Source organism: Burkholderia sp. HI2761 (assembly GCF_002223355.1).
Taxonomy (GTDB): Bacteria; Pseudomonadota; Gammaproteobacteria; order Burkholderiales; family Burkholderiaceae; genus Burkholderia.
Window position 1 is genome coordinate 1 of sequence record NZ_NKFN01000009.1, and the last position, 14,896, is coordinate 14,896.

At 68.0% G+C, this 14,896-nt stretch carries 10 protein-coding genes and 1 pseudogene; 4 read left to right on the top strand and 7 right to left on the bottom strand.

Going from position 1 to position 14,896, the window contains the following annotated elements; genetic code table 11:
• On the top strand, nucleotides 1-226 hold a 226-nt coding region (locus CFB46_RS36260), incomplete at its 5' end, for a hypothetical protein (RefSeq protein ID WP_218827940.1).
• Between the two features lie 235 nt (nucleotides 227-461).
• Nucleotides 462-899, top strand: a complete 438-nt coding sequence (locus CFB46_RS32005; RefSeq protein ID WP_027786248.1) for a hypothetical protein — start codon at nucleotides 462-464, stop codon at nucleotides 897-899.
• A 150-nt stretch (nucleotides 900-1,049) separates the two neighbouring features.
• Here CFB46_RS32005 and CFB46_RS32010 read toward each other — a convergent pair whose 3' ends face one another.
• The 7 genes from CFB46_RS32010 to CFB46_RS32045 form a co-directional block, all read right to left on the bottom strand.
• Complete coding sequence (locus tag CFB46_RS32010; RefSeq protein WP_027786249.1) at nucleotides 1,050-1,727, bottom strand: DUF429 domain-containing protein; 678 nt, start codon at nucleotides 1,725-1,727, stop codon at nucleotides 1,050-1,052.
• A 9-nt stretch (nucleotides 1,728-1,736) separates the two neighbouring features.
• On the bottom strand, nucleotides 1,737-2,261 hold the full coding sequence (locus tag CFB46_RS32015; RefSeq protein WP_027786250.1) for an HD domain-containing protein: 525 nt from the start codon (nucleotides 2,259-2,261) through the stop codon (nucleotides 1,737-1,739).
• A gap of 121 nt (nucleotides 2,262-2,382) precedes the next feature.
• On the bottom strand, nucleotides 2,383-5,853 hold the full coding sequence (locus CFB46_RS32020) for an ATP-binding protein (protein WP_089502452.1): 3,471 nt from the start codon (nucleotides 5,851-5,853) through the stop codon (nucleotides 2,383-2,385).
• 3 nt (nucleotides 5,854-5,856) lie between these two features.
• Nucleotides 5,857-7,107 carry a metallophosphoesterase family protein gene (locus CFB46_RS32025; protein ID WP_027786252.1) on the bottom strand — a complete coding sequence of 417 codons (1,251 nt, stop codon included), beginning with the start codon at nucleotides 7,105-7,107 and terminating at the stop codon, nucleotides 5,857-5,859.
• A gap of 901 nt (nucleotides 7,108-8,008) precedes the next feature.
• Entirely contained in the window at nucleotides 8,009-8,551 is a 543-nt protein-coding gene (locus CFB46_RS32035; protein WP_027786253.1) for a hypothetical protein, read from the bottom strand.
• Nucleotides 8,552-8,992: 441 nt separating this feature from the next.
• The gene (locus CFB46_RS32040) at nucleotides 8,993-10,978 is read right to left on the bottom strand and encodes a gamma-glutamyltransferase family protein (RefSeq protein ID WP_027786254.1); all 1,986 of its coding nucleotides are present in this window, start codon (nucleotides 10,976-10,978) and stop codon (nucleotides 8,993-8,995) included.
• Between the two features lie 227 nt (nucleotides 10,979-11,205).
• Nucleotides 11,206-12,162, bottom strand: coding sequence for a LysR family transcriptional regulator (locus CFB46_RS32045; protein WP_027786255.1), 957 nt, complete (start codon nucleotides 12,160-12,162; stop codon nucleotides 11,206-11,208).
• A gap of 102 nt (nucleotides 12,163-12,264) precedes the next feature.
• Here CFB46_RS32045 and CFB46_RS32050 point away from each other — a divergent pair, with 102 nt between their 5' ends.
• Together CFB46_RS32050 and CFB46_RS32055 are read left to right on the top strand one after the other, a co-directional pair.
• Complete coding sequence (locus CFB46_RS32050) at nucleotides 12,265-13,389, top strand: aryl-sulfate sulfotransferase (protein WP_027786256.1); 1,125 nt, start codon at nucleotides 12,265-12,267, stop codon at nucleotides 13,387-13,389.
• A 58-nt stretch (nucleotides 13,390-13,447) separates the two neighbouring features.
• Nucleotides 13,448-14,801, top strand: a pseudogene (locus CFB46_RS32055) (uracil-xanthine permease family protein).
• Nucleotides 14,802-14,896: the final 95 nt, after the last annotated feature.

Consider the following 14,896-nt stretch of genomic DNA (forward strand, 5'->3'; position numbering starts at 1 on the left):
GAGCATTTCTGCGAGAAACCTGAAGTTTCCCGGCAGCGCTGCGTTTTCAGCAGCAGAGAAGCGAGATTATGAACCGTGTTTCGCAGCTCGTCAACAACTTTTTACCTACATCGTTGCGACTGCGGGGCTCTCTTCCTGCGCCGCCAAGGCTCGTTACCACCGAACCTCAACAGCACCACTTCCCTTCCTCCCGTGCCGCGTTTCCGTTAGCGCGAAAGAGGCGTGATTCTAAGCACCCACCCCCATCCGCGCAAGTCCTTTGTGAAGAAAATTTGAAAAAGCCTCCGTGCGCTGCCGCGCACGGAGGCTTTGGGCGCGACGGGCCGTGAAACGCAACGCGCGCAGCCCGCCAAAGATATGACGAACACATCTCGTTCCCTATGTAAGAGAACGCGAAACGGGCAAGGAACCTGGTGCGGTCGAGTATCATGCCGCGACCGAACCACGCACGCATACCGATGATGGACAGCACGACTCAACCCGGCGACACCGACCTTCGCGACGAATATGCCGCCCTGCGCGAGCGTGCGATCCTGCTGGAAGAACAGGTCCCGCCGCTTCTGCAACGCATCTCGGATATGCTGCCGCGCATCAGCGGCGAATCCGAACTGGCGGACACGCATCGCGAGCGGCTCGTCGGCGCACGCAATGCGGCGCTGGTCTCGATCGAAAACTATCAGCAGGCCATTCCATTCCTGCAGACGGCCGACTCGATCATCGAGCAACTGGACAAGACACCCGAGCGCGACGAGGACATCGAGTGGCGGGAATCGCTGCTGCAACGGCTGGACGAGCTGATCGACGTCGCGGTCGTGATGGTCGACGATGCGGAAAGCTACTTCGAGCATGCACAAGCCTGCGACCTGTCCAGCGTGCCGAAATCCATCCTCGAGGATTGAACAGGCTCACCGAATCGCGCGGTGCACCGGCCTCACGTCGTGCCCGCCGACAACCGCCGGCTGACGATCTTCGTTTCCGGGCCTGCCGCATGCTCCAGCCCGAAGCGGCCGTCCTGCGACCGCCACCATGCGCGGAGCCGCACGTCGCCTCTACGGCGAATCCAGCACGATCGTCTCGCTCATCATCGGCACGCGGATGTATCCGCCCACCGTATCGCCATACGCATGCGCGTTCCCGTCGATCACGTATTGCGCCGTCAACGCGCACAGGGTCGCGTCCCGCGCATCGACGGAGCGCAGCGTCGATACGTCGATACCCAGCCGCTCCAGCAATTGCCGGCGCTGGTTGCGCTTCTGCTTCGCAGACGCCACGGCCTTGCCCAGCATCGCGCAGGTAATCGCATAAGGATAGGTCTCGAAGCTCGCACGCCCGCCCGCGTAGCGCGCGCCGGTCAGCAACGGATAGGCGTGCGCGAGCGCGCGGTAGACGCGCTCCCCCATGAACATCCAGTCGAAGAAGCCCGACGTGCTCGCGATGGCCTGCTCCCGCGACGGTGTCGGAAAGCACGAGATTCGTTCGCGGGCGAGCGCCTGTTCGGCCGCGCGGCGGCCGCTCCCGGTCCACCACAGGCTCGGTGCGTCGACGCCAACGGCCACGACATCATGGGCGAGACACAGTGACGGCAACGATTCCGGCGCGATCCGCGCTTCCCGGCAGACGACCGTCGAGCCACGCAGGATCACGAGATCGCACAGCTTCCTGTCGCCGCCGACATCGACACCCGCCACGGCGGCCGGTTCTCGCGCGGCGAATCGGGCCGATCGCACGTGCGTGCCTCAGTCCGCCGGCCGTGCGGCGTACGCGGTATCGAAGATCGCCTCGAGACCGGGATGGACGCCGCGCATCGGGTCGACCACCGACTTCGCCCAGTCGAAATACGCCTGCTTGCGTTCGAGCGGCCAGTCCGCGGGCGGATGTCGGGCGATGTCGCGCAGGTTGCAGATCTTGTCGGCCAGCTTCACGAGCTTCGCGCGCCGGCTGATGGTGGCCGCGTGCTCGACCTGCAGACGCTTGCGCTCGTCCTTCGGCAGCGACTTGTCGTCGGTGACTTCCATCACGATGTCCGCCACGTCCTTGCCGAACAGCCTCAGCAACTCCTGCTCGGTCGTCTCCGTATCCTCGACCGTGTCGTGCAACACGGCCGCGACGATCACGCGTTCGTCCTCGACGCCGGCCTCGTTGGCCAGTACGTCGGCGAGCGCGATCGGATGATTGATGTACGGCGACGCCTCCTCATCCTTGCGTCGTTGATTGCGATGCTTGTCCGCCGCGAACGCAATCGCGGCTACCAGCTTCTTCATATTCACCCCTCGTGTGGCCAGACCCGCGGCCGTTGAACCGGCCGCATGCGTTTCGGAACCGCTCATACTACCTGTACGCGATGACCCTTCCCGTGCGCCGGCATCCCGGCGTACCCCTGCATCACGTGCCGGCCGGCGCGCGCTGCAACTCGACCACGTTGACCCGCGCGCCGAAGACGTCCCTCACGAGCGGCAGCAGGTGGTCGTGGTGCGTCAGGAACAGCACCTGAGTGCGCGTCGACAGATCGCGCAGCGCGTCGAGCCCCGCCTTCGCGCGCGCATCGTCGAAATTGATGAACAGGTCGTCGGCGACGAACGGCAGCGCCGTGCGACTGCCGAGCTGCAACTCCAGCGCCGCGATCCGCAGCGCGAGGAACAGCTGATCGCGCGTCCCTTCGCTCAGCCCGGCGACCTCGACCGACGTTCCCCTCGTACGCCGTGCATACAGCGCGGGCGGCGTCCGTTCGGTATCGACGGTCAGCTTCGCGAATTCACCCAGCGTGAGCCCGGCGAAAATCTCGCCCGCACGCCGCAGCATCGGCCCCTGCTTCTGGTCGCGGTAGCGATCCGTCGCCCACTTCAGCAAGCGGCTCGCCGTGGCCGCTTCCAGATACTGTTCGGCCGCATCGCCCATCGCCGCCAGTGCCTCCTGGCGTTTCGACTCGGCGACGGCCGCGTTCGCCTGGCCGTCGATCGCGCCGAACGCCTGCTCGGCCACAACCTGCTGCTGCGCCAGCTCGTTCAGCCGCTTGCCGACATCGCCCAGCGACTGCTTCACCGCTTCGAGATGCGCCGGCACGTCGGCAATGTCCTGTTCCGCCACCTCGGCCTCGACGGCCGACCGGGAAAGCCCGTCGCCGTCGCGCACCAGCGCCTCGTGCGCGGCCTCGACCGCCTGACGTAGCTGGCGCTGGCGATCCGAACGCTCGGCCAGCGGCAGCGCCGCGTCGATCGACGCGACGCCGGCCAGTTGCAACAGCGGCTGGATGCGCGCATCGGCGCCGGCCACCGCGGCAGCCGCGTCCGCGACCTTGCCGTCGGCCTGCCGCACGGCCTCGTCGGCACGCTCGATCGCACGCGCGATTTCCCGGGCGGCGGCGAGGCGCATCGTCAACCGGCGCGCCACGTCAGGCCAGTCGCCGCTCGCCAGCCACGCCGGCGCGAGCGCTTCGGCAAGCTGCCGCGCGCCCGCCTCGAGCGCGGCCAGCTCCGCGCGGATCGCGGCGATCCGGTTGCGCGGCGCATCGGCATCGGACAGCTCGGCCGTCACCGTATTCGCGAGCCCAAGCGCACCTTCCGCCGCGGCCAGCGTCGTCGCGCTCTCGGACAGTTTCGCGTCGGCCAGCGCGTCACGCCATTGCGCTTGCCACGCATCGTAAGCCGCCTGTGCATGGCCGGCCCGCGACTGCGCGGTCGCACATCCGCGTTCGGCTTCCCGCGCACGATCGTCGAGGCTATCCCTCTGTGCGGCCGCTTTCTCGGCCGACTGGACGAATGTTTCGGCAATGGCGACGAGCGCGGCCAGTCCGTCAGACTCGCCACCCCGCGATACCGTCAGCAGCGCCGCACGCAGCGCAGCTTCGGCGCCGGCGCGGGCAGCACGCATCGCGTCGAATTCGCGGCGCTGACGATCGAGATCGGCTTGCGCGGCGAACACCGTATCACGCTTCGCGAGCCAGTCGCCCATCGCCGCGAGCGGCATGCCGGGCACCGCGGCCGCCGTCGCGAGTGCGGCCCAGGCGTCGCGATGGGCGGCGAGCTCGCGCTCGCGTTCGTCCAGCGCCGCCTGCCGGCGCGTCACGCCCGCACGCGCGGATTCGACCTGCTGGCGCAGCGACTGCAGCGTCGCCGCGGCCTGGGTCGCGCCGAGTTGCGCATCGACGAGTTCGTCGGCGAGGCGAATCGCGTCGTCGACCGCCGGTGCGCCCGTTGCGAGATCGACGGCGCCGCTGCGGATCTCGCCCCACGCGCCGTCGCGACGCGCGCGCGCCGCCAGCACGTCGGCGGTCGTGACGACCTTGTGGTTCTCCGCGAAATGCTTCTCCTGCAGTTGAAGCCGCTCGAGTTCTTCGAGTGCGCCATCGCGCGCCTCGCGCGCGGCAGCGGCCGCGCTGGCACGTTCGCTGTCTTCCTTGAGCAGCGCGCCGAGCCGCGCCGCCGACGGTACGTCGAGCGCGCGCAGCGAGTCGACCGGCATGCGCCATTGGCCGAGCGCGTCGAGCGCACCGGACAGCGTGCGCTCGGCGGCCGCGATTTCGTGCGCCAGCGCCTGCTCGCGCGGGCCGCTGTTGCGAAAGCCCTGCGCGTCGGCGAGCGCCGCGCGCAACGCTTCCGGCACGTCGACGGTCGACAGGCGCGCCTGTTGTTCCCGGACCTGCGCCAGTTCGCGCGTGCGCTCGTCGAGCGATTCGCGTGCACCGGCGAGCGCCTGGTGCAGCGCGCCATGTTCGCGCAGCAGGTTCGCGACGGTCTGCAGCGACAGCGCCGTCGGCAACGCGGCGCGCAGCGACGCTTCGTCCGTCGGCCAGCCGAGCTGCGCGGCCGCCGACAACGCGGCGGACAGGTGCCGCTCGACGTCCGTGCCGAGCAGCAGCAGATCCTGCGCGTGATTCATGCATGCACCGCGCAGCCGATCGAGCGCCTCGATATCGGCTTCGAGCGCCAGCGTGTCGGCATCCGCGTCGATCGTATCGCGTGCCTGCCGCTTCGCGATCAGGTCGGCGCGCCGTTCCTCGAGCACCTTCTGCTCGGCCGCGAGATCGCCCTGCGCCTTCAGCAGATCCGCATACGCGGTCGGCGGCAACTCGACGACCGCGCCCAGTTCGGCCAGCGCCGCGTCCTTGACCGTCAGCTCCTTCAGGTACGGCGCGAGCCGACGCACGCGTTCGAGCTTCGAGCGCAGCGCTTCGAGCCGGCGCTGTTCCGCGCGCGCCTGCTCGATCTGCTGCTCGACGGCTTCGCGCGCGTCCTTGCGATCGACCCAGTCGCGCGTGCGCACCTGGACCGTCTTCAGTTCGGTCACGGCTTCGTTGAACGCCGTTTCGGCCAGCGCAAACGTGCTACCGCTGCGACGCGGCGCCCACAATTCGAGTGCGCGCGCGTCGAGCTCCTCGCGCACCGGCCCGAGGCTGCCGACCCCGGCCGCCGATTCGAACAGCACCTGGCCGAGCTTGTCCGATGCGTCGAGAATGCTGCGGCCGCCATCGACGAGCCGCCCGTGATCGAGCCCGAACATCTGCTCGAAGAACTCGCGCGTCGCGCCGTCGAGGACCGCCGCCAGATAGTCGTCGGGCAGCTTGTCGTCGGCGGGCGTGCGCAACGGACTGCGCCCGCGCGCACGGTGGAACGCGAGTTCGCCCGTGCCGCTCTCCAGCACGCCGCCGATCCGCAACTCGGGCGTGCTGTGCAGGAAATCGAGCGGCGTCTGCAGCTTCATCCCGAACAGCAACTCGGACACGGCCGTGCGGATCGTCGACTTGCCGGCCTCGTTCGGCCCGACGATCACATGGAAATCCTCGCTGGCCGACGGGAAACGCAGCGTCTCGTCGGTGAACTTGCCGTACTTGATCAGATCGAGCTGGCCGATACGCATCGCTTACTCCCCCCTCGCCAGCCGCGCCAGCAACGCGGGCCCGACCTGCTCCACCAGCGCCGTCAGCTCGCCCGCGCGCGCCATCGTCAGCAACGGCACTTCCTCCTTCACGTCGCTGCGGACCTTGCCGACGAACGGCTTCAGGTCGCGTTCGAGCAGCGCGAGGAAATCCGGATCGTGCGCGGCGTCGGCCAGAATCTGCTTCAGGTCCTCCAGTGCCTCGAGCGGTTCACTTTCGCCCGGCTGCTGATCGGCGGCGGATGTCGCGAGCCGAACCTTCTCGAGCCACAGCCGCTCGTTGCCGATGATGCCGATCTGGTTCAGCACCTCGGCACGCAACTGCGGCGCGCGGCCGAAAAAGAGGCCGTGCGCGGGCGTGCGCCCGATGACGGTGACGCGCACCGCGCGGGGCACGTGGCCGTCGACGGTCAACAGCGCCTCCAGCGACTGGCCGATCTTTCGCGACAGATCGGCCACCGACAGGCAATCGGACGCATCGACCGACACGGCTTCCCAGCGCAGCACGTCGAGATACAGGCGCTCGACCTGCGTCTTGCCTTGCTCGACCGTCACGAGCACCGCGCCGCGCCGGCCCGTCTCGCGGATATGGCGCCCTTGCAGGTTGCCGGGAAACACGACGGTGGACGAACCCGTCCATTGCTGGAATTCATGCACGTGGCCGAGCGCCCAGTAGTCGTAGCCTTTCGCGTGCAGTTCGGCCAGCGTGCACGGCGCGTAGTTCGCGTGCGCCGCATACCCTTCGAGCGCGGTATGCAGCACGCCGATGTTGTAGTGGCCGGGCACCGGGTCCGGATAGCCGACGGCGAGATTGTCGACGACCGCCTTGTCCTTGAAGCTCTGCCCGTGCAGCGCGACGTCGAATTCAGGCAGCCTGAAGGTTTCCGGCTTGCGGTGGCCGAACACGGTAACGTTGTCGGGCAGCGTCAGCTTCTTCGTCATCTCGCTTTCGGCATCGTGGTTGCCGCCGAGCACGAACGCGCGGATGCCGGCCTTGCGCAGGCGCCCCATCTGCTGGCCGAAGAAGATGCCCGTGTTGTGATCCTTCCAGTCGCCGTCGTACAGGTCGCCTGCAATCACGAGGAACGCGACTTCTTCTTCGATCGCACGATCCACGAGTTGCCGCAGCGCCTCGCGCGACGCGTTGCGCAACTGCGCGGCCGGTGCGTCGGGATACGCACTCAGGCCGTGCAACGGGCTGTCAAGGTGAATGTCTGCCGCGTGGATGAACTTCACGAAGGTTCCTCTGTTTCATGGCGAAGGGGCGACGCCGCTCGCACGGGCCCGTGCCGTCAAGCGTCGTCCCGGGAGCCGCAAGCTTGCCGCCGCACATGCGACACGTACCGGACCGGATCGCGCCGCCCGTTGCAAGCGGCTCGGGATGGTACCTGAAAGCGGATGACGACATGCGTCCTCGGTCGGTGCGGATGACGGGGAAGCACGCGATACCGATGCGAACCGCCATTTTGCCGCAGCGCGAGCGAGCGATAGCGAGGCGCGGTCGGGCGACCGGCGAGGCCGTCGCGGCGGCCGGCTGTCGCGAGCCCTGCTATTTAAGCATGGCGCGTGGGCAATGGGCCGGTCGCCTCCCCGATCAGGGAACCCGAACCAGATTTCGTGATCGCCATTTCTACCCTGTCGCGAGACGTCACATGGCGATCATGCCGGCGAACGCCGACGTCATCGGAAAGTAGGCGGACGCGGTCAATCCTTCCTTTCGCGGAGCGCGGCAGAGCGGCGAGTGCGAAGATCGCACAGCGCGCATGCGCGCTCGGAATCTCCGGAGCCAATACGAAACGACTGGGATGAGTTCGGCTTCCCCGAAACGGGTAGAGAACCGACAAGCTTGAGGACGAACTGGACGACGCTGCGATGCGCAGCTCAGTAACCCGGATACTGCATTCGTTCCATCTTCGTCCGTCCAAGCCGGCCAGCTTGCCCCTGCCCGACAGTCGCGTCCTTTTGGCGTCAAGCTCAGTCGGTCGGCAGCCTGTTATTTGTGATCCTAATCAATATCGATACATTCCTCTTCCCGTGTTTCGACATGAGGCACCATGCACGACGCATCGCGTTCCCCAATAGAAAAACCCGGCCCGCATCGAAGCGGGCCGGGCCGTGACGGGATCCGTGCTGCTTATTACAGCGCGCCGCCTTGCGCCGACGCCGAACCCTTCAAGCCGACCGATGCGCCGCCCTGAACCGAGTTCGTCGCGCCTTCGAGCGCTTCGCCGGCCTTCGCCTTCGCGCCGCCCGCGACGTCGCCCGCGGTCGACATCGCGCCTTGTGCATGGCTCTTCGCCGAGGCCGCGACGTGCTTCACGTGCGACTTCGTCGCGTGCACGGCCGATGCCGCCGCATCCTTCGTCGCGCCGGCTGCCGAACCGACCGCCTGCGTCGCACCGCCCACCGCCGTGCCGGCTGCCGAGCCGACGCCGCCGACCGTCTTGCCGACGCCGTTCAGCGCGCCGCCGACGACATTGCCCGCGCCCGAACCCGAGCCTGCCGCATTCGCGCCGGCGCCGGCCTGCACGCCCACGCCGCCGCCGAGCAGCGGCGTCTGGACCTGAGCGCCAACACCTGCGGAACCCTGCGCACCGGTCTGGGCCGTCTGTGCAAATGCAGCCGACGTCGCCATCGCCGTCAGAGCGGCACCCAGCAGAATCGTACGAATCTTGTTCATGGTCATTCTCCCCAAAGACGTTGTTGCTGCGGGCCGCCTTCGTGCGGCTTGTCGCATGCCTTGCCGCGACATGCGGCAGGTGGAGCTAATGTAGCGGCACCGGCGCGCAAAACGATCGAATTGCGGGGACTGTTACTTCCGTTGCAAATGCTGACGATTGACTCACACTGTTTGACAATCGGGGACGTGCGGCGGGGTGAACGCTATATTCGACAACGGACGGGGTGAATCATGAACCGGGGCGCTCGGCTGCTTCACGCCGGCGATTCGCGCGATCGTCATGTATCGGGGAAGCCGACCAACGAAACGGCCGACTGACGAGCCGGCCGCTTTGATCTGCATTCCAAAGGATGGGGATTGCCCGGCCGTCGATTCGGCATCGTCACGATGCACGGCCCCGGCCGCCAACGAGCGGACCGGGGCCGTGCACATGCCGCCCGGTTACGGCCGGAACGTATCGCCGAGCACGACGCCTTCGCGACGCGGATCGGTGCCGCCCTGCAACGCCGGCGACTGGCCGACCGTCACGCGCATCACCGTGTTGACGCCGCTCGCCTGCGCGGACGTCGACACCTTGTGTCCGAGCGCGAGCAGCCCCGTGATCAGCGGATCGTTCGCCCCGTTGTTCGCCGCGTTGACGTTCGGATGCTCGCCGCCGATCGTGGTCGTCGGGCTGTTGCTCGCGCCGAAGTCGACGAGCCCCGCCGACTGCTGCGCGTCGAGCCCCCAGTCGAGCGCGCCGACCAGCGTCTTGACCACGTATTGCGGAATCGTGCCGCCGCCCGGCGAACCAGTCGCCATCACGAAGTCGCCGCGCGAGCCGTCGGCGGCCTGCCCGAACACGATCGTCGGCGCCATCGAGCTGCGCGGCCGCTTGCCCGGCTGCAGGCGGTTCGCCACCGGATTGCCGGACGTGTCGAGCGGGTTCGCGGAAAAGTCGGTCAACTGGTTGTTCAGCAGGAAGCCGTTAGTCATGTGGAACGAGCCCATGCTCGACTCGACCGTCGTCGTCGCGCTCAGCACGTTGCCGTCGCCGTCCACGATCGTGAACTGGTTCGTGCCGTGCTCGATCAGCGTCGTGTCGACGCCGAGCGGCACCGCGCCGAGGTTGCCGGGCTGCGCGGTGCCCATGCTTTTGGTCGTGTCGATCAGCGCCGCGCGCGATTTCAGGTACGGCTTGTTCAGCAGCGTGTCCCACGTGCCGCCCGGCAGCGGCACGAAGTCGGTATCGGCCACGTACTTGTCGCGATCGGCATACGCGAGCCGTTCGGCCTCGGTGATGAGGTGCACGCCCGCCACCGTCGGCTTGCCGCCTTCGAGATCGATCGCCGTCGGCTTCAGCGACTTCAGGTCGTAATTCTCGAGAATGCCGAGCGCCGATGCGACCGCGATGCCGCCCGACGACGGCGGCGGCATCCCGCAGACCCAGTAACTGCGATAAGTCGTGCACACCGGTTCGCGGCGCTTCGCCTGATAGGCGGCGAGATCCGCGACGGTCGTCTTGCCCGGCGTGAGCGTCGAGCCGTCCGCGCCCTTCGTCACCGCGATCTTCGCGACGATGTCCTGCGCGATCTGCCCCGTGTACAGCGCATTCGCGCCGGACTGCGCCATCAGCGACAGCGTGCGCGCGTAGGCGGGATTCTTCAGTACGGTGCCGAGCGGCTTCGGCGAACCGTCGGCGTTCAGGAAATACGCGGCGGCTTCGGGGTCCCGCTTCAGGTTCGCGGCGTTCGCCGCGATCGCGTCGGCGAGCCGGCCGCCGATCGGGAAACCGTTGGTCGCCAGCGTGATCGCATCGCCGAACAGGCTCTGCCACGGCAAGCGGCCGTGATCCTGTTGCAGCGCCTCGATGAGCCGCGGCACGCCGATCGTGCCGATCGAACGGCCGCTCGCGCGCGCGTTCGGCTGCGGCGCCGAATGATCGGCGGCGTCATCGACATAGCGCAGGTAGTTCTCCGTCGCGGCGGCCGGCGCGGTTTCGCGGCCGTCGTATGCCTGCAGCGTCTTGCCGCGCGCATCGTAGTAGAGCAGCACGCCGCCCGACCCGAGACCCGTCGCCTCGGGGACGGTCAGGCCGAGCACGGCCTGCACGGCGACCGCCGCGTCGGCGGCCGTGCCGCCCTTCTTCAGAACCGCGCAACCGGCCGCGCTCGCGTACGCGTTCGACGTGGCCACCAGGTAGGTTTTCGCATAGACGGGCTTCATCCCGGTGCGATAGCCCGACGATGCTTCGGGCAACGACGGGTCGCCCGGCTGGTTCGAGCCCACCACGACCGTCGCGCCGCTGTTGTCGAGCGCGAGGCAGCTCGCATCGGTGGAAGGCGTCGTCGTGCGGCTCGCCTCGTTCTCGACGTCGCCGCCGCAGGCGGTCAGCAGGGCAGCCGCCAGCAACGCGGACGCATACGGAAAGATCGCTGTTCTGTTCATGGTATGCCGATGTTCTTGTAGGTCGTTGTGGTGGACATCCCGCTGCCTGCGCCCCTCGGCGCATGGGCAACGCGTTCGATAATCCCATGAACAAAAATTTTTCCGCAATAAGGAAATGGCGTCATGCAGCGGACGTCGTGTGCGCTACGTCACCGAACCGGCACGCGGGGTTGCTTGCTGCATTGCATCGCATGGCGATACGCAGATGCACCCGCATCGTGACGTCGTCATCTTTTCGCCCGGCGACGCGTGCCGGCCGTCTGCCCGCCGCGCGCGAACCCGCGCTCCATCGCGTCGATCGCCTCCGAAAAGAACGCGAGAAACATCGTCATCGCGACCGTCGCGCTCATGTCCGCCCGCTGGTAGATACAGCTGAACGAGCGCGCGCCCGCATCGGCCAGCGGTGTCCAGGCGAGCCGGCCGGCGGCCACGTCGTCCGCGACGTTTTCGGCGATCAGGAAGCCGACGCCGGCGCCTTCGGCCACGAGGCGCCGCACCATCGACACCGAACCGGTTTCGACGAGCGGCCGCACGCTGCGCGGCTGCCGCGCATCGATCTGGTCGAACATCGCGCGCAGCTCCGTGTCGGGCGTCATCAGGATCAGCGGATGCGCGAAGCAGTCGCGCATCCGCACCTTGCCGCCCGTCGACGCCAGCGGATGGCCGGGCGCCGTGACGACACCCAGCGGCTGCGCGAACGCGCGCACCTCGACGACGCCCGCCGCGCTGCGCCGGCGCAGCGCATAACCGATGTCCACCTCGCCCGTCTCGACCCAGCGTACGATGCTCTCGCCGTTACCCGAGCGCACGCTGTACGTGACGCCCGGATAACGCTGCATCGCGGCGAGAATCGCGTCGGGCACGAGCTTTTCCGCCGTTGACGCGGGCACCGCGAGATTCACGTGCCCCCGCCGCAGCGCGCGTAGATCCTCGACCTGCGTCAGCGCGTTGTCGAAGTCGCGCTGGCCGCGCCGCACGGCCGCGATCACGATTTCGCCGGCGAGCGTCAGCTGCATGCCGCGCGGCAGCCGGTCGAACAGCGGCACGCCGACCTGCTCTTCGAGATTGCGGATCTGCTGGTGCACCGCCGCGGCAGTCAGGTGCAGCGCATCGGCCGCCTTGCGAATCGAGCCGCGCCGCGCGACTTCGTCGAAACAGCGGAATGTCTGCGATATCGAACGCATGAAGGGTCCGTTAGATTTTTCCGAACAGGCCGTCAAGAATAATCCGATTTTACTGACCGGACGAATCGTCTAGATTCCGCTGCATCCCCGTATCCGATTCGAATGGAGACCGCAGTGACGACCGTCGACCAGATTACCCAGCGCCGCCGCGGCGTCGGCCTCATCGCCCACGACCCCGCGCTGTCCGCGGGCGGCTATACGCTCATCGCCCCGCAGACGGCCGACGGCAACGTCTATCTCGTCGGCATCGACGGCGAAGTCGTCCACCAGTGGAAGATGCCCGTGCGCCCCGGCCGCCACGCGGTCATCCTCGCGAACGGCAATCTCGGCTACAACGGCAATCATCCTCACTCCGAATCGCGCTATGCGCCATGGTCGATGTGGCATGGCGGCGACTTCTACGAGGTCACCCCGCAGGGAGAAACCGTGTGGCGCTACGAGGATCCCGCGCATCACCACGACGCGCAGTGGCTGCCGAACGGCAACCTGCTGTACGCCGCGTGCGAACCGGTCGACGCGGCGTTCGCGCGGCGCGTACCGGGCGGCACCGCGCATGGCGACGACGAGGTGATGTACACGGACGTGATCCGCGAAGTGAACCGCGCCGGCCAGATCGTCTGGGAATGGCACGCGCGCGACCATCTTCGGCCGGAGGATTTTCCGATCGCTGCAGGTTTCGGCCGCTATCACTGGCCGCTCGTCAACGGTCTCGCGGTCGATGCGAACGGCCGCGTGCTGATGAGCCTGCGCACGACGTCGGGGATCATCGGCGTGAACCGCGCAACCGGCCGCGTCGACCTGCACATCGGGCCCGACGTCGTGTCGCACCAGCATGCGCCGGTGCCGCTGGCGAACGGCCACATCCTCGCGTTCGACAACGGCAATTTCCGCCATGGTGCGCATGTCGTGTTCTCGCGTGTCGTGGAAATCGATCCGGCGACGCAGCGCGTCGTGTGGTCGTACGCGGACGACGTCGTGAACCTGTTCTACACGCCGTTCATGGGCAACGCGCAGCGCTTGCCGAACGGCAACACGCACGTCACCGAATCGTCGACGGGCCGACTGTTCGAAGTGACGCCGGCCGGCGAGGTCGTCTGGGAATACGTGATCCCGTGGTTCGACGAATACCCGGACGAAGCGGCGCGCAAGACAGGCCCCGGCCAGTTGAACAGCGTGTTCCAGACGTTCCGCTACAGCGCCGCGCAATTGCCCTGGCTACGAACCTGAGCTTCCGTTCACCGCCGGTTTCCTGCCATCGTCGCCGTTCGCTTCCGAGGGGCCTGCCGTGTCGCACGATCCGATCTCCCCGCCCGTCGATGCCCGGCTGCCCGCGTGGCAGCTCGCGCTGTTCGGGCTGCAGCACGTACTGTCGATGGCCGCGTCGCCGATCACGGCCGTGTTCCTGATCGCGAAAGTGCTCGCGCTGCCGGCCGACCTGACGGTCCAGTTGATCGGCGCGACGTTCTTCGCGTGCGGTATCGGCACGCTGCTCCAATCGCTCGGCGCCGGCCCGATCGGTGCGCGCATGCCATTCGTGATGGTGCCCGGCGGCGCACCGACGATGCTGTTCGCGGGCATCGCCGCGCAATCGGGCCTGCCGACCGCGGCCGGCGCGGCCCTGCTCGCCAGCGCGTTCTACTGGGTGCTGCTGCCCGTCTTCACGCGCTGCCTGCGGCTCTTTCCGCGCATCGTCGTCGGCGCGATGCTGTTGCTCGTGTCGATCAACCTGATCCGGATCTACGCGACGATCGTCGTCGGCCAGCCCGGTTCGGCCGACTTCGCACAGCCGCGCGCCCTCGGGCTCGCGCTCGCGACGATCGTCGCCACCGTCGTCGTCGCGGGCGCATTCCGCGGCACGGCCGGGCGCCTCGCGGTGTTGATCGGGCTGATGGTCGGCGCGACGCTCGGCTGGGCGCTCGGCGCGATGCCGGCACTCGCCGACGTATGGCATGGGCCGCTGTTCACGCATCCGGTGTGGCTGCCGTTCGGGATGCCGCGCTTCGACGTGCTGGCCGCGCTGCCGCTGCTGATTTTCACCGCGATCTCGATGGCCGAGGCCACCGCACAGACGGTCGCCGTCGGCGAAACATGCGGCAAGGCGATCTCGCTCCAGCGCGACGTGCCGAAGACGATACGCGGCGACGCGCTCGCATCGCTGGCCGGCGCGCTGTTCGGCACGCCGCTGATCGTGACGAGCGCCGAGAACATCGGCGTCGTGCAGACGACCGGCGTACGCTCGCGCTACGTGACGGCGGCCGCCGGCGGGATCCTGATCGTCATCGCGCTGTTCGCACCGCTTGCGCGGCTCGCGTACGCGATCCCGGCCGCCGTGGTCGGCGGCACCGCGCTGGTCGTATTCGCGATGATCGGCGTGATGGGCATCCGGCTGCTCGCGAGCGTCGACCTGCATGCGCGCGAACCAGTACACGCTCGCGGCCGCACTGGTGGTCGGGCTCGCGCCGATCCTGGTGCCGAACCTGTATCGCCATTTCGGCGCGCCCGTTCAGATCGTGCTCGGCAACGGCATGGCGGCCGGCACGCTCGCGGCCATTGCGACGCAACTGGCGTTCGCCGCGCTTGCGCGGCTGAGTGGCCAAGCGCACGCGGAGGCGGCTGCGGCGCCTTCGCGCGACGCATAAAGGCAGCGGCACGCTCACGCTGCGCAGCGCTCGACGCTGCTGCTCGTGCTCGTTGATCTGACGATGAACGACGATGCGTCGACGACACGCGCACC